Here is a 22,594-nt window from a genome sequence, read left to right as displayed (position 1 = left end):
AGAAAGGTCATTTCGCCATGCCCGATGTCTTCGTCAACTACCGCACAGGGGACGGCGACCAGACCGCCACCACCCTCCACAACCAGCTCACCGCCCGGTTCGGCGCGGGCCGCATCTTCCGTGCCAGCAAGTCGATCCCGCCCGGCGCGTTCTTCGACGAGGAACTGACGCGCGGGGTGCGCCGCAGTGGTGTCCTCCTGGCTGTCATCGGCCCCGACTGGATCGATCACCCCGCTCTGCACCGCCCGGAGGACTGGGTGCGCAAGGAGCTCCTGGAGGCGTTCCGCTGCGGCATCCCCGTCATACCCGTGCTGGCCGGGCGGCGCACCGAGCGTCCCGCGAGGAACCGGCTGCCCAGGCCCCTGGCCCGCCTGGCCGACTGCCAGACGCTGCGGTACGACAACCAGAACGACGCGTACGACATCCAGCGCATCGGTGACGTGCTCACCGACCTGATCCCTGAGCTCGCGAAGGCCGAACGGGCAGGCGTCAAGGCCACAGAGCCGGGCACGACGCAGAACAACGTGGACACCGTGCGAGGCGGCACCGTCGTCCAGGCCGGCACCGTGAGCGGCGACGCGGGCACCGTCATCAAGGGATCCCAGGGTCCTGTGCACACCGGGCCCGGCAATCTGTACAGCAACTCGGCCCACGTGACCGGCGAGAACGCGAACTCGACGTTTGTCGCGGGTGACAACCACGGCGGTATCCGGCAGGACTTCGGCGCGGCGCGCCGACGGGACAAGGACGACGAACGGTGAGCGGCAGCTCGCACACGGAGTTCTCCGGTCCGACGCGCGCCGTCAACACCGGCCCCGGGGACATGTACGTCACGTTCACGGCGGAGAACCTGCTCAAGACCCCGCCCGCCGCGCGCCGGCGCGTGGCCGAGAGCCAACTGCGCCATCTTCAGCAGCAGTTCTCCCGGCCTGTGCACATCAGCGCCGCCTACGACGTCCTGGAGTCCAGGAACATGCTCTTCCTGGACGGGGAGCCGGGCAGCGGGAGGAGCTCCGCCGCCCGCGTCCTGCTGCGTGAACTGCCCCGTGGGACAGGGACGTACCACGAACTCACCACCGAGTCGGACGACGGAAAGGCACCGCGCCTCTCGGCGGACATGATCGGCGAGCAGGATCAGATGCTCTTCGACCTCTCCGCCGCGAACGAGCGGTTGTGGAACGCCGTCCAGGCGCAACTGTGGGACTTCCACCACGCGCTCCAGAGCAAGCACGCCCATCTGGCTGTGGTGCTCCCAAGACTGCGGCAGGACCAACTGGCTCCCGAATTCCTGGCGTTGCGCAAGAAGATCGGACCACCCGACCGGCTGGACGTGATCATCCGTCATCTGCGCTGCGGCGGCCTGGACACCAGGATCTGTGATCCGTCTCCCCCGGCCCTACTCACCTTCGTGGAGACCAGGCCCCCGATGCGGGAGCTGGCGCGGCTGGCGGTCCGGATCCTGGAGATGCGTGCGGCCGGGCGCGAGGGGGACACCTTCGGCGCCTGGTGCGAGCGGGCGGTCGCGGAGCAGACGGACCGCGGCCCTGAGGTCGCCGAACTCGTTCCCCATGTACGCAAGGGACCGCAGCGCGCCCTGCTGCTCTCCTCGGCGCTGCTCCATGGTGCGCGGGCCGAGGCGGTGCACCGGGCCACGGCGTCCCTGCTCTCGGTGGTCAAGTCCCCCGTGGAGGCCCGTCCTCTCCTTGAGCACCCCGGCCTCGACGAGCGCCTGGAAAAGATCGACGCTGTCTGGGACGGTACCTCCCGCGTCCGTTTCGAGAGGCGCGGCTTCGCCCGAGCCGTGCGGCGGCACTTCTGGACCACCAGGCCGGACCTCAGAGAGCCGTTGCGCGCCTGGGTGTCCGAGATCCTCGGTCTGTCGGAACTCGCCGACGCCGACCGCGAGCGCCTGGTCCATCGCTTTACCGAGCTGTGTCTGTCGACCGAGGACACCGGGGAGCTGATCGGCCTCGTCAAGGACTGGACCAGCGCCCCGACGCAGAACGAGCGGCTACGAGCCGCGGCACAACTGCTGGCGCAGAGCATTCCCAGCGAAGCGTGCGGCGGAGCCTTCAGGCAACAGATCTACGAATGGTCCAAGCAACGGCAACTCTCCGACGGCCTGCGCCGAGTACTCGCCGAAGTCTGCGAGAAGGTCATGGCGGTGCGCCACCCGGAGGCCGCGCTGGTCCGCCTGCACCACCTGGCCCGTCACGAGCAGTTCCCGGGGATCGCCCGCGAGACCCTGCTGCGCTACGTCACCAACGACCCGGAGGATCTCAGGCTCCACCGGCGTCTGCTGTACCGCCTCACTGTCTCGTCGTCCGACGACCACCGGCGGCCGGACACCGACCTCTTCCTGGAGCTCACGGCTCCGACGAGCCTCCCCAGGCCCTTCCTCCGCTCCTCGACGACCCGAGGCTGGCTCACGACGGGGTGGGCCGCCGCCTTCGACCACGCCGGGCCGGAGCGCTGGGCCGCATGCGCCGAGACGTGGATCTCCGCGGCCGACGCCACGGAGGACCCCGCGATCGCGGGCCGGCTCTTCGACGTGCTCGTGGCCGCGGCGGAGACGCGGTACGCGATCCTCAGCCGCCTCTACGCGTCCGCCCGGGAACGCACCCGGCCCGAACTCTCGACGCTCCTCCTGCGGAAGATCAACGAGGCACAGACCACACGCCTGTCACGAGACTCGACCACGCCGCGACAACGGGAGGCAGCCCCCTCATGAGCACCGGACAGAAGACGGTTTCGACGTTCCTCACCCTCATCGGCGCCCTGCTCGTCCTCATCCTCGGTCTCTGCCTCGACTGGCCCTTCTGGGTGTGGCCCACAGCCGTCGTCATCCTGCTGTCCGCCCTGGCGGTGGCGGCGACGACCGCGGCACGGGCACGCAGGCGGGACCCGTTCCCGCCCGGCACGGTGCCCGACCAGCCGATCCCCCCGGTCGAGCGCCGCGAGGTGTACGTGGACCGGATCTCCCTGCCCAGTCAGTTCCCCGACTACGACTTCTTGTTCTCGGCCACGGTCCGCTGGTGCCCGGCGGAGCCCTCGGCCGATGTCTCGCTCATCAACGCGGGCGCCCTGGCGATGGACGCCGTCGTCGAACGGGCCCGCGCGGTGACGTCGCGCCGCGAACCCTTCAGAAGCTCCCTCGTCCAGCAGGAGCTCAGCGGTGCGCTGGGAGTGATGGAAGCGGACCCCGGGGGACGCGTCCGTGCCCTGGCCCTGGACGTCGTCCTCGTGCTCCCGGAGGAGGACCAGCAGCGCCTTGACCGTCTCGCGGCCATTCGCAAGAACGAGGATCTCTGGGAACACGAGCGCAACTACGAGCGCAACAAACGCGAGTACCTCGGCGGTGACGTCCTGCGGGACACCGGCAGCGCGGTCGTGTGGTGGCTCGCGAAGAACGACGACCACGTGGAGAAGGCGGTCAACGACATCGGCTTGCTGGCCCGCCTCACGTCCGCCGCCAACAACGAAGAGGTCGCCGAGCCGTTCCGCCATCTCGTGCCCGAGGCATTCCCGCCGATCACGCTCCCGGAGCCGGAGTCCCCCGCTTTCGGGACCCCCCATGCGTTCGAAGGGCCCTTCACCCCGGAGGAACCCACGGAGCCTGGCGCGGCGGACACGTTCACGGACTTCGTACGTCGGCTGGGACGCACTCCGGGAGACGAAGAGTTGATGCTGCTCTCCGAGCAGGTGGCCATGGCCATCGAGGACTGGGACGAGGAGACGGCCCAGGAAATACGGCGTCGCTTCGCCGCACGGCCGACCGCAGCGGCAGCGTCCCCGAACGGATCCGACCCGGCGTCGTCCTCGTCGTCCTCGTCGTCCTCGTCGCCCTCGCCCGAATCCTGACCGCGCCGCCCCGCCGACTCGACAGACAGGGCCCGGCCCTCCCGTAGGAGAGCCGGGCCCTGAGGAGCCTGAGGAAGAGCCCTACAGCCCCGCAGCCTTCCGCAGCGCATCCACGCGATCCGTCCGCTCCCACGTGAAGTCGGGGATCGCACGGCCGAAGTGGCCGTACGCCGCGGTCTGGGCGTAGATGGGGCGGAGCAGGTCCAGGTCGCGGATGATCGCGGCCGGGCGCAGGTCGAAGACCTCGGCGATGGCAGCCTCGATCTTGTCGGTGTCGACCGTGGCCGTACCGAAGGTCTCCACGAACAGGCCCACCGGCTCGGCCTTGCCGATCGCGTACGCGACCTGCACCTCGCAGCGGGCCGCGAGGCCTGCGGCGACGACGTTCTTGGCGACCCAGCGCATCGCGTACGCGGCCGAGCGGTCGACCTTGGACGGGTCCTTGCCGGAGAAGGCGCCGCCGCCGTGGCGGGCCATGCCGCCGTACGTGTCGATGATGATCTTGCGGCCGGTCAGGCCGGCGTCACCCATCGGGCCGCCGATCTCGAAGCGGCCCGTCGGGTTGACCAGGAGGCGGTAGCCCTCGGTCTCCAGCTTGATGCCGTCCTCGAGGAGCGCCTTCAGCTCGGGCTCGACCACGAACTCCCGGATGTCGGGAGCGAGGAGCGAGTCCAGGTCGATGTCGGAGGCGTGCTGCGAGGAGACCACGACCGTGTCGAGACGGACGGCCTTGTCGCCGTCGTACTCGATGGTGACCTGGGTCTTGCCGTCGGGGCGCAGGTACGGGATGGTCCCGTTCTTGCGGACCTCGGAGAGGCGGCGCGACAGGCGGTGCGCGAGGTGGATCGGGAGCGGCATCAGCTCCGGCGTCTCGTCGCAGGCGTAGCCGAACATCAGGCCCTGGTCGCCCGCGCCCTGCTTGTCGAGCTCGTCCTCGTCGCCCTCGACACGCTTCTCGTACGCCGTGTCGACGCCCTGCGCGATGTCGGGGGACTGCGAGCCGATGGACACCGAGACGCCACAGGAGGCGCCGTCGAAGCCCTTCTTCGAGGAGTCGTAACCGATCTCGAGGATCTTGTCGCGGACCAGCTGAGCGATCGGCGCGTACGCCTTGGTCGTCACCTCGCCGGCCACGTGCACCAGGCCGGTGGTGATCAACGTCTCCACGGCGACCCGGGATTTCGGGTCCTCCCGCAGAAGGGCGTCGAGAATGGTGTCGCTGATCTGGTCAGCGATCTTGTCGGGGTGACCCTCGGTCACAGACTCCGAGGTGAAGAGACGGCGGGACACATCGCTCCCTGTGGTTGCAGCGGCTGCTGGCTGATCATTGGTGGACGGCCGGGAGCTGCGCCCGGCGTCGTCCGAGACCAGTTTATCGGTCGCACTCGGCCGCCGGACCACGTGTCTCGCCACTTGGGAGCGCTGTGACCTGCGGCACTGCATTGTGCGGTACGACGATCGGTCTCCACCAGAGGGCCTCACGCCCGAATTTCCCGGGTTTGAGGCGTCCAGTGGGGCGATTGTGGCATCCGCGCCCCGGTTTTCGCTCCAGTTCCGGTGGGGTTTCGGCAGAGGATTTCCTGAGACGTGCCCCTCTCTTTTCAGGAATTCTTCGGCAGGCGTTCCGTCACGAGATCCCAGACCGTGTCCGCGAGGGCCTCCTTGGGGCCGTACGGCACGGGGGTCTCGCTGCCGTCGGCGCCGAGCACGAGCGCCTCGTTCTCCTCGGAGCCGAACGTCTTGCGCTCGCCCACTTCGTTCACGACGAGCAGGTCGCAGCCCTTGCGCTCCAGCTTGGCGCGGCCGTTGGCGAGCACGTCGTCCGTCTCGGCGGCGAAGCCGACGACGATCTGACCGGGGCGCGGCCGGTCCCCCGCGATCTCGGCCAGGATGTCGGGGTTGCGGACCAGGGCGATCGGGGGCTGCTCCTGGCCGTCCTTCTTCTTGATCTTTCCGGTCGCGTACGTCTCGGGGCGGAAATCGGCCACGGCCGCGGCCATCACCACGGCGTCGGCGTCCGCCGCCGCCTTCAGGACCGCCTCGCGGAGCTGGACGGCGGTGCCGACGGGCACGACGTCGACGCCGGCGGGCTCCGGCAGCGCCGCGTTCGCCGACACGAGCGTCACGCGGGCGCCCCGCGCCGCCGCGCTGCGGGCCAGGGCGTACCCCTGCTTGCCGGAGGAACGGTTGCCCAGGAAGCGGACCGGGTCGAGCGGCTCGCGCGTCCCGCCCGCGCTGACGACGACGTGCCGCCCCGCGAGGTCGCGGGGCAGGTCGCCGCGCGCCAGGACACGGCGTACGACCTCGAAGAGCTCCACCGGGTCGGGGAAGCGCCCCTTGCCCGTGTCCACGCCCGTGAGGCGGCCGACGGCGGGCTCGACGACGAGGGCCCCGCGGCGGCGCAGCGTGGCGACGTTCTCCTGCGTGGCCGGGTGCTCCCACATCTCCGTGTGCATCGCGGGCGCGAAGATCACCGGACAGCGGGCGGTGAGGAGCGTGTTCGTCAGGAGGTCGTCGGCGAGGCCGTGGGCCGCCTTCGCCATCATGTCGGCCGTCGCCGGGGCGACGATGACGACGTCCGCCGCCTGCCCGATCCGTACGTGGGGCACCTCGTGGACGGAGTCCCACACCTCGGTCGAGACCGGGTTGCCGGACAGCGCCGACCAGGTCGCGGCCCCCACGAAGTGCAGCGCCGACTCGGTCGGCACGACGCGTACGTCATGGCCGGACTCGGTCAGCCGCCGCAGCAGCTCACAGGCCTTGTACGCGGCGATTCCGCCGCTGACCCCCAGAACGACCTTGGGCTTGCCCACCGTGCCTCCCCGCACTCGCGATCCCCGCACCGGGGAACGTACGACTCCATGACACACCACAGGCCCGGCAGTCGCGCTGCCGGGCCTGCGGTGAAGTTCTTCGCGAGAAGAACGTGAAGAAAAGAACTACGACTACTGAGCCGGGCCCTCGATGGCCTCCGACGTCAGCAGACCCGCGTTGATCTCGCGGAGCGCGATCGAGAGCGGCTTCTCGTGGACGTGCGTGTCCACCAGCGGGCCGACGTACTCCAACAGGCCCTCACCGAGCTGCGAGTAGTACGCGTTGATCTGACGCGCGCGCTTGGCGGCGTAGATCACGAGGCTGTACTTCGAGTCGGTCGCTTCGAGGAGCTCATCAATCGGCGGGTTGATGATGCCCTCGGGCGCAGTGATGGAAGAGGACACTCTCTGCCTTCCGATGGGGATTGACCTTCGAATGGAAATTGAAGATCAAGCCGGGTTACTGAGGATGAAGAAGATCAAACAACTTTCATCAAGGCTAGCAGCTCACGCGCCACATCCTCGACGGAGGTATTGACCAGGGTCGTATCGAACTCCGCCTCGGCGGCGAGTTCGATCTTCGCCGCGCCGAGCCTGCGCTCGATGACCTCCGGCGCCTCGGTCCCCCGGCCGGTGAGCCGGCGGACCAGCTCCTCCCAGCTCGGCGGGGCGAGGAAGACCAGCTGCGCCTCGGACATCGACTCGCGGACCAGGCGTGCGCCCTGCAGATCGATCTCCAGGAGGACGGGCTCGCCCGCCTCCAGACGCTCGAGGACGGCACCCCGCGGCGTGCCGTAGCGGTTGCCCGCGAACTCGGCCCATTCCAGCAGCTCGCTGTTGGCGATCAGCTTGTCCATCTCTTCGTCGGAGACGAAGAAGTAGTGGACGCCGTGCTTCTCGCCGGGTCGCGGCTTGCGGGTGGTGGCGGAGACCGAGAGCCAGACCTCGGGGTGTTCCTTGCGCATATGAGCGACGACCGTGCTCTTGCCGACCCCTGAGGGGCCGGAGAGCACGGTCAGCCGCGGACGTACGTCCGGGGGCACGGGGGTCGTCCCCCGGGATGTTGCAGCCATGCAGCGATTATCCAGGTTCTCAGGAGTGCCTGAGAACGTCAGGCAGCGCCACCGCCGAACTCACGCTCCAAGGAGGCGATCTGGTTGGAGCCGAGACCACGCACACGGCGGCTCTCGGAGATGCCAAGACGCTCCATGATCTGCTTGGCGCGGACCTTGCCCACGCCCGGCAGGGACTCCAGGAGAGCGGAGACCTTCATCTTGCCGATGACATCGTTCTCCTGTCCCTGCTTGATGACCTCATGAAGGGAGGCGCCGGAGTGCTTGAGTCGATTCTTGACCTCGGCCCGCTCCCGGCGAGCCGCGGCGGCCTTTTCGAGCGCGGCTGCGCGCTGTTCAGGGGTAAGGGGCGGAAGAGCCACGCCTACGTCACCTCGGATGTCGAACTGTCGGATACGGACCGGTGAGGAACCTAGTCGCCCCACACCTGGTGAGCAACGTGCAACGCGCTTGCCCGTTCGCTCTCGTCGGAGACTAGCGGGCATGGCCGCCGGAGTCAGCGAGAACAGACGAAAAGTCCTGGTCAGCCTCTGTCGAGGTGTACATTCCGGGCATTTCACCCCGGTTTTGGCTTGGTGAGCCATCAGCGAAACGTAAGGACGTGGCCGGACACGTCGTTCGAAGGCGGAAAAACACCCTCAGGACGACCTCAGGCCGAGGCGACGGCCTCACGGATCTCGTCCGCGAAGCGGCTCGCCGCGACGCGCAGCCCCGCCACGTCGGGACCGTGACGCAGGACACCCCGGCTGACGCTCGGCACGACGTTGCGTACGGCGCTTCCGAAGACACCCGGCAGATCCGCCGGAGTGGCGCCCTGCGCCCCGATGCCGGGGGCGAGCAGCGGACCGTTGATCGCGAGATCGTACGAGGACAGGTCCCCCAGCGTGGCCCCGACGACGGCCCCGAAGGACCCCAGGGGCTCCGCGCCCGCGTTCTGTGCCGCCAGGTGACCGAGCATCGTCGCGCCGATCGTGCGGCCGTCCTCGCGCACCGCGTGCTGCACCTCGGCGCCCTCGGGGTTCGAGGTGAGGGCGAGCACGAAGAGCCCGGTGCCGTTCTCGCGCGCGAGGTCGACGGCCGGCTTCAGCGAGCCGTAGCCGAGGTAGGGCGAGACCGTGAGGGCGTCGGAGAACAGCGGCGCGTCCTTGTGCAGGAAGGTCTCCGCGTAGGCGGCCATCGTCGAGCCGATGTCGCCGCGCTTGGCGTCCATGACCACCAGGGCCCCTGCCGCGCGCAGCTCCTGGACGGCCTTCTCCAGTACGGCGATGCCGCGCGAGCCGAAGCGCTCGAAGAACGCGCTCTGCGGCTTGAAGACCGCGACGCTCCCGGCGAGCGCGTCCACGACGGTCCCGGTGAACCGCTCCAGGCCCGCGACGTCGTCGTTCAGGCCCCAGGCGGACAGCAGGGACGCGTGCGGGTCGATGCCGACGCACAGCGGGCCGCGCTCGTCCATCGCGCGGCGCAGGCGCGTACCGAAGGGTTCAAGGGCACTCATGCGGGCTTCCTGACGTCGGCGCCGACGGCCTCGGCGAGCGTGGCGTACGGGGAGGTGTTCAGGCGGGCGGCGAGGCCCTTGTGGACGGATCGGGCCCAGAAGGGACCTTCGTAGATGAACGCGCTGTAGCCCTGCACCAGGGTGGCGCCCGCGAGAATCCGCTGCCAGGCGTCCTCGGCGTTCTCGATGCCGCCGACGCCCACGAGCGTGATGCGGTCGCCCACGCGCGCGTAGAGGCGGCGCAGGACCTCCAGGGAGCGCTCCTTGAGCGGAGCCCCGGACAGGCCGCCGGTCTCTCCGTAGAGCGAAGGTTCGGATTGCAAACCCAGGCCATCGCGGGCGATGGTCGTGTTCGTGGCGATGATGCCGTCGAGGCCCAGCTCGACGGCCAGGTCGGCGACCGCGTCGATGTCCTCGTCCGCCAGGTCGGGGGCGATCTTCACGAGCAGCGGCACGCGCCGCGCGGTCCCGCTCCGGTCGGCCGCCTCGCGTACGGCGGTGAGCAGCGGCCGCAGCGACTCCGTGGCCTGGAGGTTGCGCAGGCCGGGGGTGTTGGGGGACGACACGTTCACCACGAGGTAGTCGGCGTGGACGGCGAGCCGCTCGGTCGACTTCACGTAGTCGGCTGCGGCCTCCTCCTCGGGGACGACCTTGGTCTTGCCGATGTTCACGCCCACGACCGTCTTGAAGACGGCCCTGCGGGCCCCCAGGCGCTCGGCCACGGCCGCCGAGCCCTCGTTGTTGAATCCCATGCGGTTGATCAGCGCGCGGTCCTGCACGAGGCGGAAGAGACGCTTCTTGGGGTTGCCGGGCTGCGGCTCCCCCGTGACCGTGCCGATCTCGATGTGGTCGAAGCCCAGCATCGACATGCCGTCGATCGCGACGGCGTTCTTGTCGAAGCCCGCCGCGAGCCCGAAGGGACCGTGCATCCGCAGCCCGAAGGCCTCGGTGCGCAGCTCCTTGTGGCGCGGCGCGAGCACGGCCGCGACGAACGTGCGCAGCACGGGGACGCGGGCCGCGAGCCGGATCCAGCGGAAGGCCGTGTAGTGGGCCTGCTCCGGGTCCATGCGCTTGAAGACGAGGTTGAAGAAGAATTTGTACATGTACGTGTCCTCAGCAGAAGGGGGACACCGGATCGGTGTCCCCCTGGTGGGCTGCTAGTCGCGGGCCGCGGTCAGATGCTCCGCGTGTTCCTGGAGTGAACGGACGCCCACGTCGCCGTGGTTGAGCGCGTCGATGCCCTGGACGGCGGCGGCGAGCGCCTGGACCGTGGTCAGGCAGGGCACGGAGCGGGAGACGGCCGCCGTACGGATGTCGTAGCCGTCGAGGCGGCCACCCGTGCCGTACGGGGTGTTGACGATGAGGTCGACCGCGCCGTCGTGGATCAGCTGGACGATCGTCTTCTCGCCGTTCGGGCCCTCGCCCTCGCTCTGCTTGCGCACGACCGTGGCGTTGATCCCGTTGCGCTTGAGCACCTCGGCGGTGCCGGACGTGGCGAGCAACTCGAAGCCGTGCGCCACCAGTTCGCGCGCCGGGAAGATCATCGTGCGCTTGTCGCGGTTGGCGACGGAGATGAAGGCACGGCCCTTGGTCGGCAGCGGACCGTAGGCGCCCGCCTGCGACTTGGCGTACGCCGTGCCGAACACCGAGTCGATGCCCATGACTTCACCGGTGGAGCGCATCTCCGGGCCGAGGACGGTGTCGACGCCACGGCCGTGGATGTCGCGGAAGCGCGACCACGGCATGACGGCTTCCTTCACCGAGATCGGCGCGTCCATCGGTAGCGTGCCGCCGTCGCCGGTGGCCGGGAGCATGCCCTCGGCGCGCAGCTCGGCGACGGTCGCGCCGAGCGAGATGCGCGCGGCGGCCTTGGCCAGCGGCACCGCGGTCGCCTTCGAGGTGAAGGGGACGGTGCGCGAGGCACGCGGGTTGGCCTCGAGGACGTAGAGGATGTCCCCGGCCATCGCGAACTGGATGTTGATCAGGCCGCGGACGCCGACGCCCTTGGCGATGCCCTCCGTGGAGGCGCGCAGCCGCTTGATGTCGTGGCCGCCGAGCGTGATCGGGGGCAGCGCGCACGCCGAGTCGCCGGAGTGGATGCCGGCCTCCTCGATGTGCTCCATGACGCCGCCGAGGTAGAGCTCCTCGCCGTCGTAGAGCGCGTCCACGTCGATCTCGATCGCGTCGTCCAGGAAGCGGTCGACGAGCACCGGCCGCGAGGGGCTGATCTCGGTCGACTCCTCGATGTACGCGGACAGGCGCGTCTCGTCGTACACGATCTCCATGCCGCGACCGCCGAGCACGTACGACGGGCGGACGAGGACGGGGTAGCCGATCTCGTCGGCGATCGCCTTGGCCTCGGCGAAGGTGGTGGCGGTGCCGTGCTTGGGCGCCGGCAGACCGGCCTCCGCGAGCACGCGGCCGAAGGCGCCGCGGTCCTCGGCGGCGTGGATGGCCTCGGGCGATGTGCCCACGACCGGCACGCCGTTGTCCTTGAGCGCCTGGGCGAGGCCGAGCGGGGTCTGGCCGCCGAGCTGGACGATGACGCCCGCGATCGGACCGGCCTGCGCCTCGGCGTTGACGATCTCCAGGACGTCTTCGAGCGTCAGCGGCTCGAAGTACAGACGGTCGGAGGTGTCGTAGTCCGTCGAGACGGTCTCGGGGTTGCAGTTGACCATCACGGTCTCGTAGCCCGCGTCGCTCAGCGCGAAGGAGGCGTGGACGCAGGAGTAGTCGAACTCGATGCCCTGGCCGATGCGGTTGGGGCCCGAGCCCAGGATGATGACCGCGGGCTTCTCGCGCTTGGCGACCTCGTTCTCCTCGTCGTACGAGGAGTAGAAGTACGGCGTCTTCGCGGCGAACTCGGCGGCGCAGGTGTCGACCGTCTTGTAGACCGGGCGGACGCCGAGCGCGTGGCGCACCTCGCGGACGACGTCCTCGCGCAGGCCGCGGATCTCGGCGATCTGGGCGTCGGAGAAGCCGTGCCGCTTGGCCTCGGCGAGGAGATCGGCGTCCAGGCGCTCGGCGGCGGCCAGCTCGTCCGCGATCTCCTTGATCAGGAAGAGCTGGTCGACGAACCACGGGTCGATCTTCGTGGAGTCGAAGACCTCTTCCTGGGTGGCGCCGGCGCGGATGGCCTGCATGACGGAGTTGATGCGCCCGTCGGTCGGCCGCACGGACTCGGCCAGGAGCTCGTCCTTGTCGCCGGGCTCGCCGACGAAGGTGAACTGCGAGCCCTTCTTCTCCAGGGACCGCAGCGCCTTCTGCAGCGCCTCGGTGAAGTTGCGGCCGATCGCCATGGCCTCGCCGACCGACTTCATGGTGGTCGTCAGGGTCGAGTCCGCCGAGGGGAACTTCTCGAAGGCGAAACGCGGGGCCTTGACCACCACGTAGTCGAGGGTCGGCTCGAAGGAGGCCGGGGTCTTCTCGGTGATGTCGTTCGGGATCTCGTCCAGCGTGTAGCCGACGGCCAGCTTCGCCGCGATCTTCGCGATCGGGAATCCGGTGGCCTTCGACGCCAGCGCGGAGGACCGCGAGACGCGCGGGTTCATCTCGATGACGATGACCCGGCCGTCCGTCGGGTCGATGGCGAACTGGATGTTGCAGCCGCCGGTGTCGACGCCGACCTCGCGGATGATCGCGATGCCGACGTCACGAAGGGTCTGGTACTCGCGGTCGGTCAGCGTCATCGCGGGCGCGACGGTGATCGAGTCGCCGGTGTGCACGCCCATCGGGTCGAAGTTCTCGATGGAGCAGACGACCACGACGTTGTCGTTCTTGTCGCGCATCAGCTCCAGCTCGTACTCCTTCCAGCCGAGGATGGACTCCTCCAGGAGCACCTCGGTGGTCGGCGAGAGCGTCAGGCCCTGCCCGGCGATGCGGCGCAGCTCCTCCTCGTCGTGCGCGAAGCCGGAACCGGCGCCGCCCATGGTGAAGGAGGGGCGGACGACCACGGGGTAGCCGCCCAGCTCGTCGACGCCCCTGAGGACGTCGTCCATGGAGTGGCAGATGTACGAGCGGGCGGACTCGCCGTGCCCGATCTTCTTGTTGACCTCTTCGACGACGCCCTTGAAGAGGTCGCGGTCCTCGCCCTTGTTGATCGCCTCGACGTTGGCGCCGATGAGCTCGACGCCGTACTTCTCCAGGACACCCTGCTCGTGCATGGAGATCGCGGTGTTGAGCGCGGTCTGGCCGCCGAGGGTGGGCAGCAGCGCGTCGGGGCGCTCCTTGGCGATGATCTTCTCGACGAACTCCGGGGTGATCGGCTCGACGTAGGTCGCGTCGGCGATCTCCGGGTCGGTCATGATCGTCGCCGGGTTGGAGTTGACCAGGATGACGCGCAGGCCCTCGGCCTTGAGCACGCGGCAGGCCTGGGTACCGGAGTAGTCGAACTCCGCGGCCTGGCCGATGACGATCGGGCCGGAGCCGATGACCAGGACGGACTGGATATCGGAGCGCTTAGGCACGCTGGGCTCCTTCTGTGGTCATCAGGGATACGAAGCGGTCGAAGAGGTACGCGGCGTCGTGCGGGCCCGCGGCCGCCTCGGGGTGGTACTGGACGCTGAACGCGGGCTGGTCGAGGAGCTGGAGCCCCTCCACCACCTGGTCGTTGAGGCACACGTGGGAGACCTCGGCGCGCCCGTAGGGGGTGTCGGAGACCTTGTCGAGCGGCGCGTCGACGGCGAAGCCGTGGTTGTGCGCGGTGACCTCGACCTTGCCGGTCGTGCGGTCCTGCACGGGCTGGTTGATGCCGCGGTGGCCGTACTTCAGCTTGAAGGTGCCGAAGCCGAGGGCGCGGCCGAGGATCTGGTTGCCGAAGCAGATGCCGAACAGCGGGGTCTTGCGCTCCAGGACGGCGCGCATGACGGCGACGGGGCCGTCCGCGGTCGCCGGGTCGCCGGGACCGTTGGAGAAGAACACGCCGTCGGGCTCGACCGCGTAGATGTCCTCGGCGGTCGCGGTCGCGGGCAGCACGTGCACCTCGATGCCGCGCTCGGCCATGCGGTGCGGGGTCATGCCCTTGATGCCGAGGTCGACGGCGGCGACGGTGAAGCGCTTCTCGCCGATCGCGGGGACGACGTAGGTCTCCTTGGTGGCGACCTCGGCGGCGAGGTTCGCGCCCTTCATCTCGGGCTGCCGGCGGACCTCGGCGAGCATCGCGCCCTCGTCCGGGAGCGCGCTGCCGGAGAAGATGCCGACGCGCATCGCGCCGCGCTCGCGCAGGTGGCGGGTGAGCGCACGGGTGTCGATGCCGCTGATGCCCACGACGCCCTGGTTGACGAGTTCCTCGTCGAGCGTGCGCTGGGAGCGCCAGTTCGAGGGCACGCGTGCGGGGTCCCGCACGACGTATCCGGCGACCCAGATCTTCTTCGACTCGGGGTCCTCGTCGTTCACGCCCGTGTTGCCGACGTGCGGGGACGTCATGACGACGACCTGGCGGTGGTACGAGGGGTCGGTGAGGGTCTCCTGGTAGCCGGTCATGCCGGTGGAGAACACCGCTTCGCCGAAGGTCTCCCCCACGGCCCCGTAGGCGCGGCCGCGGAAGATGCGGCCGTCCTCCAGGACGAGTACGGCGGGAGTTTTGGTGGCTCCCCTGGTGGAGGTCGTCATCGTGCGGTGCCTTCCTTCGTTTCCATCGTCTTCGCGTTCGTGTTCGCGTTCGCGTTGATCATGTTGTTGACGGCCTCGACCCAGTCGGCCTGCTCGGCCGCGTGGTCCGAGCGGAAGCCGGAATCGATCAGCTTCTCGCCGTGCTCCCAGGTGACGATCAGCAGACCGCCCTCCGCGAGGACCTTTCCGGCGATGCCCTTGTCCAGGCGCGCCTCGCGCAGCTGCGCGGCCGGGACGAAGAAGTCGGCCGCCCCGGGGCGTACGACGTCCAGGCCCGCGTCCGTGAGCGTCAGCTCCACGCGGCTGCGCGTACCGAGGCCGTGCGCCACGATGCGGTCGAGCCACTGCCCTGCCGTCGTGGAGCCGTGGTAGCGGCCGCTCAGCTCAAGTTTCGCCGGGCCCGGCTCGGTCGGCGCGCTGGGCAGCTCGGGCAGGTCGCCCTGGAGCGTGCCGCGCCACTTCCAGCCCTCGCGCATCAGCCAGTAGACGAGCGCGATGAAGAGCAGAAGGCCGACGACCCAGCCCGCGCGGGCGGCCCAGTCCGTCACGTCCGCCGACTTCTTCTCGGCGGCGACCACGACGGCACTTCCTGCGGCGGTGGAGATCAGAGATGTCACGCGAGCTTCCCGTCGACGAGCGTGGCGCGGCCCCGCAGCCACGTGTGCGTCACGCGGCCCGGCAGCTCACGGCCCTCGTAGGGGGTGTTGCCGCTGCGCGAGGCGAAGCCCGCGGGGTCCACGACACCACGGTAAGCCGGATCGAGAAGCGTGAGGTTCGCGGGCTCACCAGCCGAGACGGGGCGGCCGTGGCCGGTGGCCCGGCCGATCTGCGCGGGCTTGACGGACATCCGGTCGGCGACCGCGGCCCAGGTGAGAAGGCCGGTCTCGACCATCGTCTGCTGGACCACGGAGAGCGCGGTCTCCAGGCCCACCATGCCCATGGCGGCCGCGGCCCACTCGCAGTCCTTGTCCTCGTGCGGGTGCGGGGCGTGGTCGGTGGCGACGATGTCGATGGTGCCGTCGGCCAGGGCCTCGCGCAGCGCCATGACGTCGCGCTCGGTGCGCAGCGGCGGGTTGACCTTGTAGACCGGGTTGTACGAGCGGACCATCTCGTCGGTCAGGAGCAGGTGGTGCGGGGTGACCTCGGCGGTCACGTCGATGCCGCGCGACTTGGCCCAGCGCACGATCTCGACCGAACCGGCGGTCGACAGGTGGCAGATGTGCACGCGCGAGCCGACGTGCTCGGCGAGCAGCACGTCACGCGCGATGATCGACTCCTCGGCGACGGCGGGCCAGCCGCCCAGGCCCAGCTCGGCGGAGACGACGCCCTCGTTCATCTGGGCGCCCTCGGTCAGGCGGGGCTCCTGGGCGTGCTGGGCGACGACGCCGCCGAAGGCCTTCACGTACTCCAGGGCGCGCCGCATGATCACGGCGTCGTCGACGCACTTGCCGTCGTCGGAGAAGACGGTGACACCGGCGGCGGACTCGTGCATGGCGCCGAGCTCGGCGAGCTTCTTGCCCTCCAGGCCGACGGTGACGGCGCCGATCGGCTGGACGTCCGCGTACCCGCCCTCCTGGCCGAGGCGGTAGACCTGCTCGACGACGCCGGCGGTGTCGGCGACGGGGAAGGTGTTGGCCATGGCGAACACGGCGGTGTAGCCACCGGACGCGGCGGCGCGCGTACCGGTCAGGACGGTCTCGGAGTCCTCGCGGCCGGGCTCGCGCAGGTGGGTGTGCAGGTCGACGAGGCCGGGCAGCAGGATCTTGCCGTCGGCCTCGACGACGGTCGCGTCGCCCGCGTCGATGCCGGTCCCCACCTCGACGATCGTCTCGCCGTCGATCAGGACGTCCTGGGGCTCGCCACCGAGGACCTTCGCACCACGGATCAGGGTCTTGCTCATGTCTTACTTCTCCTCGGAACCGGTGGGGCGGGTGTGGGTGACGGCAGGTTCATTGCCGCCCAGGAGCAGGTAGAGCACCGCCATGCGGGTGTGCACGCCGTTGGCGACCTGCTCGATGACCGTGCAGCGCTCGGAGTCGGCGACCTCGGCGGTGATCTCCATGCCGCGGACCATCGGCCCGGGGTGCATCACGATGGCGTGCTCGGGCATCTTCGCCATGCGCTCGCCGTCCAGGCCGTAGCGGCGCGAGTACTCGCGCTCGGTCGGGAAGAACGCGGCGTTCATCCGCTCGCGCTGCACGCGCAGCATCATCACGGCGTCGGACTTCGGGAGCACGCGGTCCAGGTCGTACGACACGTCGCAGGGCCAGCTGTCGACGCCGACCGGCACGAGCGTGGGCGGGGCGACCAGGGTGACCTGGGCGCCCAGGGTGTGCAGCAGGTCGACGTTCGAGCGCGCGACCCGGCTGTGCAGGACGTCGCCGACGAGCGTGATGCGCTTGCCGCTCAGGTCCTTGCCGAGGCCCTCGTCCTTGCCGACGAGACGGCGGCGCATGGTGAAGGCGTCGAGCAGCGCCTGGGTGGGGTGCTGGTGGGTGCCGTCGCCCGCGTTGATCACCGGGGCGTCGATCCAGCCGGAGGTGGCGAGGCGGTAGGGGGCGCCGGACGCGCCGTGCCGGATGACGACGGCGTCGACGCCCATCGCCTCCAGGGTCTGGGCGGTGTCCTTGAGGGACTCGCCCTTGGAGACGCTGGAGCCCTTGGCGGCGAAGTTGATGACGTCGGCGGAGAGGCGCTTCTCGGCGGCCTCGAAGGAGATCCGGGTGCGGGTGGAGTCCTCGAAGAACAGATTGCAGATCGTGCGGCCGCGCAGCGCGGGCAGCTTCTTGATCGGCCGGTCGGCGACCCGGGCCATCTCCTCGGCGGTGTCGAGGATGAGAACGGCGTCGTCACGGGTGAGGTCGGCGGCCGAGATGAGGTGTCGCATCATCTGGGATTACTCCGTCATGGGGAGGTTTGCGGGCATGCGGGCGCGCAGGGGTGTGCCACGGGTCCGCAGGGAAGCCGGTCCTACGCGGAAGCGGGCTTGGCACCGAGCAGCACGGCGTCGCGGCCGTCCTCCTCGGCGAGCTGGACCTTGACCGTCTCCCGCAACGACGTGGGGAGGTTCTTGCCGACGTAGTCGGCGCGGATCGGGAGTTCGCGGTGGCCGCGGTCGACCAGGACGGCGAGCTGCACCGCGCGCGGGCGGCCGATGTCGTTCAGGCCGTCGAGGGCGGCGCGGATGGTGCGGCCGGAGAAGAGCACGTCGTCGACGAGGACGACGAGGCGGCCGTCGATGCCGTCACCGGGGATCTCGGTGCGGGCGAGTGCGCGCGGCGGATGCATGCGCAGATCGTCGCGGTACATCGTGATGTCGAGTGAGCCAACCGGGATCGTGCGTCCGGTGATCTCTTCGAGCTTCTCGGCGAGGCGCCGGGCGAGGAAGACGCCGCGGGTGGGAATGCCGAGCAGCACCACGTCGTCGGCGCCTTTGGCGCGCTCGACGATCTCGTGGGCGATACGGGTCAACACCCGTGCGATGTCCGGGCCTTCGAGCACGGGCCGGGCGACATCGGGTTCGTTCGTGTCGTGCGAGTCCATATGAAACGGACCTCCTTCTCCGCCTCACGGGACGGACCTTAAAGGACGTCGAAATTGCGCCATCCACGCTACCAGCAACGACAACGCCGCCGGTCACGACCCCCCTCGGAAGAGGCGGTACGGACCATTCGGCTTGACGCACCCAAGTAACGCTGCGTAACCTCACAGTGAGTTACCGTTCTTCGTCCGGGGAGCTATATGTCCAGCGAATACGCCAAACAGCTCGGGGCCAAGCTCCGCGCCATCCGTACCCAGCAGGGCCTTTCCCTCCACGGCGTCGAGGAGAAGTCCCAGGGACGCTGGAAGGCGGTCGTGGTCGGTTCGTACGAGCGCGGCGACCGCGCCGTGACCGTGCAGCGCCTCGCCGAGCTGGCGGACTTCTACGGCGTCCCGGTCCAGGAGCTGCTGCCCGGCACCGCTCCCGGCGGTGCGGCCGAGCCGCCGCCCAAGCTCGTGCTCGATCTTGAGCGCCTCGCGCACGTCCCGGCCGAGAAGGCAGGCCCCCTGCAGCGCTACGCCGCCACGATCCAGTCGCAGCGCGGTGACTACAACGGCAAGGTGCTCTCGATCCGCCAGGACGACCTGCGCACCCTCGCCGTGATCTATGACCAGTCGCCCTCGGTCCTCACCGAGCAGCTGATCAGCTGGGGCGTCCTGGACGCGGACGCGCGCCGCGCCGTCGCCCACGACGACGTCTGATCCCCCAAGGGACAACTGAGCAGAAACGTAACGCCGGGGTGGCCGGAACCAATCGGTTCCGGCCACCCCGGCGTTCTGCGTACGCGCGTGAGCGCCCCGGAGGCCACAGAGGCCCCGTGCGCCCCGGAGCATGCCAGAGGGCCCGCAGCGAGTCGCTGCGGGCCCTCTGAGCGGCGTTGGGAGGCTTGCTTACGCCTCGTCGCGGCGCAGGCTCGGCTTCAGGTCCTTGAAGCGGCCGAGCATGCCGTTCACGAAGGAGGGCGAGTCGTCCGTGGAGAACTCCTTGGCGAGCTGCACCGACTCGTCGATCACCACGGCGTCCGGCGTCGCGTCGACCCAGATCAGCTCGTAGGCACCGAGCCGCAGGATGTTGCGGTCGACGACCGGCATCCTGTCCAGGGTCCACCCGACGGCGTACTGCGAGATCAGCTCGTCGATGTGGCGCGCGTGCTCCGCGTACCCCTCGACCAGTTCCATCGTGAACTCGCTCACCGGCGGCTGCCGGGTATCGGTCCGCGAGTGGCGCACCCAGTCCGCGAGGACCGTCACTACATCTGCGCCACGCTGGTCGGCCTCGAAAAGGATCTGGAAGGCGCGCTTGCGGGCCGTATTACGAGCAGCCACGGTTAGCTGTTCACCCGGCCGAGGTAGCCGCTGTCACGGGTGTCGACCTTGATCTTCTCGCCGGTGGTGATGAAGAGCGGCACCTGGATCTGGTGGCCGGTCTCCAGCGTCGCGGGCTTGGTGCCACCGGTGGAGCGGTCGCCCTGGACACCGGGCTCGGTCTCCTGGATGACCAGCTCGACGGCGGCCGGCAGCTCGACGAAGAGGACTTCGCCCTCGTGCTGCGCGACGGAGGCCGTGAAGCCCTCGATCAGGAAGTTGGCGGCGTCACCGACGGACTTGCGGTCGACGTGCAGCTGGTCGTACGTCTCCATGTCCATGAAGACGAAGTAGTCGCCGTCCATGTAGGAGAACTGCATGTCGCGCTTGTCGATCGTCGCCGTGTCGACCTTGACGCCGGCGTTGAAGGTCTTGTCGACCACCTTGCCGGACATCACGTTCTTGAGCTTGGTGCGCACAAAGGCAGGGCCCTTGCCGGGCTTGACGTGCTGGAACTCGACGACGGACCAGAGCTGGCCCCCGTCGAGCTTGAGCACCAGGCCGTTCTTGAGGTCGTTCGTGGAAGCCACGGTTGCGGAATCTCCTGGACTGACGTGGACGACCCCGGCGCACGCGCATAGCTCGAGGCTAGAGCGCGAGCAGCTCCTTGGTCGTAATGGTGAGTAGCTCGGGTCCGCCGTCCGCCTCGGGGCGCACGACGAGCGTGTCATCGATCCGGACACCACCCCGTCCCGGGATGTGAACCCCCGGTTCGACGGTGACCGGCACGCAGGCGTCCAGTTTACCCATGGCCGCGGGCGCCAACTGCGGGTCCTCGTCGATTTCGAGCCCCAGCCCGTGTCCCATCAGCGGAGCAAGTCCGTCCGCGTACCCCGCGGAGTCCAGTACATGGCGTGCCGCACGGTCGATGTCGCGGTAGGCGGCGCCCGGTGCGAGAGCCTCCCTGCCCGCCCGCTGAGCGGCGAAGACGAGGTCGTAGAGCTCGATCTGCCAGTCCGCGGGAGACGTACCGATGACGAACGTACGCCCGATCTCACAACGATAGCCGCGATAGCTGGCGCCCAGGCACACGGAGAGGAAATCCCCCTCCTCCACACGCCGGTCCGACGGCCGGTGAGCGCCCCGGCCGGAGTTCGGCCCGGTGGCCACGGAGGTCGGGAACGCGGGCCCGTCCGCGCCGTGATCGACGAGCCGGCGCTCCAGCTCAAGGGCCAGATGCCGTTCCGTACGCCCCACCAGAATCGATTCGAGCAGCTCGCCCAGGGCCTGGTCGGCGATCTCGGAGCCGATCCGCAGACAGGAGATCTCCTCCTCGTCCTTGACGAGGCGCAGTTGTTCGACCGCTCCCCCGAGATCCGCGAGGCGCAGCCGCGGCGCGACGGACGTCAGGGCCCGGTGCCGGGCGACCGTGAGGTCGTGCTCCTCCACGGCGAGCGAATCGGCGCCCTGCGCGGAGGCGAGATCGGCCCCCGCGACGGCGGGATCACCGCCGGAGGCGTCGAGCAGCTGCACCCGCAGTCCCTCGTCGGGCCTCCCCTCGCCCTGCTCGTCACCGAGCGGCCCGCCGCACAGCAGCAGATCCTCGGTCCTGCCCAGCAGGAGCACGGCACCACGCGGCGCCGCTCCCGCGAGATACCGCACGTTGGCCGGACGGGACACCAGCGCCGACGCGCTGCCGCCCGCGGCACAACGCTCCCTCAACCGCTCACGGCGAGCCGCGTACACCTCTGACATGGGACGAGCTTATGAGCGGCGGCGCCGGGCGGCCGGTTCAGCGCGTCCGACTGAGCGGTCCTACCACTGCGGCGGGCTCGCGATGGAGCGGGCGAGGACGTCGTCCAGGACGCGGGCGGTGGCGGGAACGTCCAGCTGGGAGTTGTCGATGATGGGCAGACCCGAGCCGTACCAGCCCGCCATGCGGCCGTGGATGCGGGCCACTTCCTCGTCCGTGAGGCGGCGGTTCCCGCTGCGCTCGGCGTTGCGCTCCAGGACGATCTCCAGGCCGGGCAGCAGGACCACCGGCAGCAGGCCGGGACCCACGTGCCGCTTCCAGCCGCCGAGGCCGACGACGGGGCGGTCGGGGAAGACCGCGTCGTCCAGGATGCAGGAGATGCCGTTGGCCAGGAAGTTCCGTGCGGCGAAGCCGCAGGTGCGGCGGGCCAGGCGGTACTGCGCCTCGGAGTGGTCGTTCCAGCCGGACTGGGGGTCGGCGAAGCCCGAGCGCACCCATTCCCGGACGTCGTCGAGGCTGATGTGGGCGGTGGGCACCCGGCGGTGCTCCGCCCAGTACTTGGCCACGCTCGTCTTGCCCGCGCCCGCGGGGCCGATCAGGAGGACGGCAAGCGTGGTGCCGCCGGTGTCCGCCTGGGCCGTGCCGGGCGGGGGGCTCGGCATGGCGACGGGGCCGCCGGGCGGGAGCTGGATGTGGCCCGTGGTGTCCGGGGTCGGGGGCACGGGGGCGCCGGGGGCGTGGTTGTGCTGGGGGGCCGCGCCGTGCTGCGGGGCGCCCGGCGCCACGTGCTGCGGCGTCGGGGCGTGCGGCTGCGGGGCCGGTCCCTGCGGATGGGGGGCCGTGCCCGGGGGGTGCGGGGCGCCGGCGAAACCCGGCGCGGGAGGCGGTGGGCCGCCCGGCGCTCCACCCGGCGGCGGACCGCTCGGGTGATGTGCGGCCGGGGACCAGCCGGTGGCCGGTCCGTGCCCCGGCTGATGGGGCGGCGGCAGCGGAGACCCCACTGCGTGCTGCATCCGGTGCCACTCCGTCTCGTGCGACTGACGCTGGTCGGGCGGCGGCCGGGGCCACCCGTTACCGAACGGTACCGTCCCCGGCCGACGTTGTGTGAACGGCCGGGGAGGCCGCAGGGTGCCCGTGGCTTGTT

Annotated in this window: 21 protein-coding genes; 4 read left to right on the top strand and 17 right to left on the bottom strand. The window is 69.9% G+C overall.

What is annotated here, in order from left to right:
• Positions 1–17 precede the first annotated feature (17 nt).
• Genes ACZ6ZP_RS39460 through ACZ6ZP_RS39450 form a run of 3 tightly spaced genes read left to right on the top strand, consistent with a single transcriptional unit; the run spans position 18 to position 3,861 of the window.
• On the top strand, positions 18–761 hold the full coding sequence (locus ACZ6ZP_RS39460; RefSeq protein ID WP_361463306.1) for a toll/interleukin-1 receptor domain-containing protein: 744 nt from the start codon (positions 18–20) through the stop codon (positions 759–761).
• Positions 758–2,731 (top strand): hypothetical protein, encoded by a 1,974-nt coding sequence (locus ACZ6ZP_RS39455; protein ID WP_469410324.1) that lies wholly within the window; start codon positions 758–760, stop codon positions 2,729–2,731. Before ACZ6ZP_RS39460 ends, ACZ6ZP_RS39455 begins: the two co-directional genes overlap by 4 nt.
• Positions 2,728–3,861 (top strand): hypothetical protein, encoded by a 1,134-nt coding sequence (locus ACZ6ZP_RS39450; protein ID WP_469410323.1) that lies wholly within the window; start codon positions 2,728–2,730, stop codon positions 3,859–3,861. Before ACZ6ZP_RS39455 ends, ACZ6ZP_RS39450 begins: the two co-directional genes overlap by 4 nt.
• Positions 3,862–3,942: 81 nt before the next feature.
• Here the strand turns inward: ACZ6ZP_RS39450 and metK are convergent, their stop codons facing one another.
• From metK to pyrR, 13 genes are all read right to left on the bottom strand, one after another.
• Positions 3,943–5,151 carry a methionine adenosyltransferase gene (metK, locus tag ACZ6ZP_RS39445; protein ID WP_351168675.1) on the bottom strand — a complete coding sequence of 403 codons (1,209 nt, stop codon included), beginning with the start codon at positions 5,149–5,151 and terminating at the stop codon, positions 3,943–3,945.
• A 311-nt stretch (positions 5,152–5,462) separates the two neighbouring features.
• Entirely contained in the window at positions 5,463–6,674 is a 1,212-nt protein-coding gene (coaBC, locus tag ACZ6ZP_RS39440; protein WP_351168673.1) for a bifunctional phosphopantothenoylcysteine decarboxylase/phosphopantothenate--cysteine ligase CoaBC, read from the bottom strand.
• 132 nt (positions 6,675–6,806) lie between these two features.
• Positions 6,807–7,079, bottom strand: coding sequence for a DNA-directed RNA polymerase subunit omega (gene rpoZ / locus ACZ6ZP_RS39435; protein WP_005319902.1), 273 nt, complete (start codon positions 7,077–7,079; stop codon positions 6,807–6,809).
• A 74-nt stretch (positions 7,080–7,153) separates the two neighbouring features.
• A complete protein-coding gene (gmk, locus tag ACZ6ZP_RS39430) occupies positions 7,154–7,747 on the bottom strand; it encodes a guanylate kinase (RefSeq protein WP_351168671.1) in 594 nt (197 codons plus the stop codon).
• A gap of 38 nt (positions 7,748–7,785) precedes the next feature.
• Complete coding sequence (locus ACZ6ZP_RS39425; RefSeq protein WP_005319887.1) at positions 7,786–8,109, bottom strand: integration host factor; 324 nt, start codon at positions 8,107–8,109, stop codon at positions 7,786–7,788.
• A 287-nt stretch (positions 8,110–8,396) separates the two neighbouring features.
• A complete protein-coding gene (gene pyrF, locus ACZ6ZP_RS39420; RefSeq protein ID WP_351168669.1) occupies positions 8,397–9,242 on the bottom strand; it encodes an orotidine-5'-phosphate decarboxylase in 846 nt (281 codons plus the stop codon).
• Positions 9,239–10,345 (bottom strand): quinone-dependent dihydroorotate dehydrogenase, encoded by a 1,107-nt coding sequence (locus ACZ6ZP_RS39415; RefSeq protein ID WP_351168667.1) that lies wholly within the window; start codon positions 10,343–10,345, stop codon positions 9,239–9,241. The genes pyrF and ACZ6ZP_RS39415 overlap by 4 nt, the downstream gene beginning before the upstream one ends.
• Positions 10,346–10,399: 54 nt before the next feature.
• On the bottom strand, positions 10,400–13,708 hold the full coding sequence (gene carB, locus ACZ6ZP_RS39410) for a carbamoyl-phosphate synthase large subunit (RefSeq protein WP_351168665.1): 3,309 nt from the start codon (positions 13,706–13,708) through the stop codon (positions 10,400–10,402).
• Positions 13,701–14,852 (bottom strand): glutamine-hydrolyzing carbamoyl-phosphate synthase small subunit, encoded by a 1,152-nt coding sequence (carA, locus tag ACZ6ZP_RS39405; RefSeq protein WP_351168663.1) that lies wholly within the window; start codon positions 14,850–14,852, stop codon positions 13,701–13,703. Before carA ends, carB begins: the two co-directional genes overlap by 8 nt.
• A complete protein-coding gene (locus tag ACZ6ZP_RS39400; RefSeq protein ID WP_383818251.1) occupies positions 14,849–15,469 on the bottom strand; it encodes a PH-like domain-containing protein in 621 nt (206 codons plus the stop codon). Before ACZ6ZP_RS39400 ends, carA begins: the two co-directional genes overlap by 4 nt.
• Positions 15,466–16,752 carry a dihydroorotase gene (locus ACZ6ZP_RS39395; protein WP_351168660.1) on the bottom strand — a complete coding sequence of 429 codons (1,287 nt, stop codon included), beginning with the start codon at positions 16,750–16,752 and terminating at the stop codon, positions 15,466–15,468. The genes ACZ6ZP_RS39400 and ACZ6ZP_RS39395 overlap by 4 nt, the downstream gene beginning before the upstream one ends.
• Before the next feature lie 3 nt (positions 16,753–16,755).
• Positions 16,756–17,742 (bottom strand): aspartate carbamoyltransferase catalytic subunit, encoded by a 987-nt coding sequence (locus ACZ6ZP_RS39390; RefSeq protein ID WP_351168658.1) that lies wholly within the window; start codon positions 17,740–17,742, stop codon positions 16,756–16,758.
• Positions 17,743–17,822: 80 nt separating this feature from the next.
• Positions 17,823–18,395 (bottom strand): bifunctional pyr operon transcriptional regulator/uracil phosphoribosyltransferase PyrR, encoded by a 573-nt coding sequence (gene pyrR, locus ACZ6ZP_RS39385; RefSeq protein ID WP_344521664.1) that lies wholly within the window; start codon positions 18,393–18,395, stop codon positions 17,823–17,825.
• Positions 18,396–18,593: 198 nt separating this feature from the next.
• Between pyrR and bldD the strand changes: the two genes are divergently transcribed.
• Positions 18,594–19,094, top strand: coding sequence for a transcriptional regulator BldD (gene bldD, locus ACZ6ZP_RS39380; RefSeq protein WP_135330908.1), 501 nt, complete (start codon positions 18,594–18,596; stop codon positions 19,092–19,094).
• 189 nt (positions 19,095–19,283) lie between these two features.
• On the opposite strand, the gene nusB is transcribed toward bldD, so the two are convergent.
• Genes nusB through ACZ6ZP_RS39360 form a run of 4 tightly spaced genes read right to left on the bottom strand, consistent with a single transcriptional unit; the run spans position 19,284 to position 22,463 of the window.
• Positions 19,284–19,718: a transcription antitermination factor NusB gene (gene nusB / locus ACZ6ZP_RS39375; RefSeq protein WP_351168655.1), complete on the bottom strand. Its 435-nt coding sequence runs from the start codon at positions 19,716–19,718 to the stop codon at positions 19,284–19,286.
• Between the two features lie 2 nt (positions 19,719–19,720).
• Entirely contained in the window at positions 19,721–20,287 is a 567-nt protein-coding gene (efp, locus tag ACZ6ZP_RS39370) for an elongation factor P (RefSeq protein ID WP_344521662.1), read from the bottom strand.
• A gap of 58 nt (positions 20,288–20,345) precedes the next feature.
• Positions 20,346–21,452, bottom strand: coding sequence for an aminopeptidase P family protein (locus ACZ6ZP_RS39365; protein WP_351168652.1), 1,107 nt, complete (start codon positions 21,450–21,452; stop codon positions 20,346–20,348).
• A gap of 60 nt (positions 21,453–21,512) precedes the next feature.
• Complete coding sequence (locus ACZ6ZP_RS39360; protein WP_351168650.1) at positions 21,513–22,463, bottom strand: Pro-rich N-terminal domain-containing protein; 951 nt, start codon at positions 22,461–22,463, stop codon at positions 21,513–21,515.
• Between the last annotated feature and the right edge of the window lie 131 nt (positions 22,464–22,594).

The organism is Streptomyces sp. NPDC054047 (assembly GCF_055585065.1).
Note: the sequence above shows the minus strand (reverse complement) of the source record. Positions and strands in the feature narration are given on the sequence as shown.

Bases quoted from the DNA above. Each gene is read 5' to 3' on its own strand.
- ACZ6ZP_RS39390 (WP_351168658.1), bottom strand. From the start codon at position 17,742: ATGATGCGACACCTCATCTCGGCCGCCGACCTCACCCGTGACGACGCC.
- ACZ6ZP_RS39415 (WP_351168667.1), bottom strand. From the start codon at position 10,345: ATGTACAAATTCTTCTTCAACCTCGTCTTCAAGCGCATGGACCCGGAG.
- gmk (WP_351168671.1), bottom strand. From the start codon at position 7,747: ATGGCTGCAACATCCCGGGGGACGACCCCCGTGCCCCCGGACGTACGT.
- pyrF (WP_351168669.1), bottom strand. From the start codon at position 9,242: ATGAGTGCCCTTGAACCCTTCGGTACGCGCCTGCGCCGCGCGATGGAC.
- ACZ6ZP_RS39395 (WP_351168660.1), bottom strand. From the start codon at position 16,752: ATGAGCAAGACCCTGATCCGTGGTGCGAAGGTCCTCGGTGGCGAGCCC.
- ACZ6ZP_RS39365 (WP_351168652.1), bottom strand. From the start codon at position 21,452: ATGTCAGAGGTGTACGCGGCTCGCCGTGAGCGGTTGAGGGAGCGTTGT.
- ACZ6ZP_RS39360 (WP_351168650.1), bottom strand. From the start codon at position 22,463: ATGCAGCACGCAGTGGGGTCTCCGCTGCCGCCGCCCCATCAGCCGGGG.
- pyrR (WP_344521664.1), bottom strand. From the start codon at position 18,395: ATGGACTCGCACGACACGAACGAACCCGATGTCGCCCGGCCCGTGCTC.
- carA (WP_351168663.1), bottom strand. From the start codon at position 14,852: ATGACGACCTCCACCAGGGGAGCCACCAAAACTCCCGCCGTACTCGTC.
- ACZ6ZP_RS39450 (WP_469410323.1), top strand. From the start codon at position 2,728: ATGAGCACCGGACAGAAGACGGTTTCGACGTTCCTCACCCTCATCGGC.
- ACZ6ZP_RS39460 (WP_361463306.1), top strand. From the start codon at position 18: ATGCCCGATGTCTTCGTCAACTACCGCACAGGGGACGGCGACCAGACC.
- bldD (WP_135330908.1), top strand. From the start codon at position 18,594: ATGTCCAGCGAATACGCCAAACAGCTCGGGGCCAAGCTCCGCGCCATC.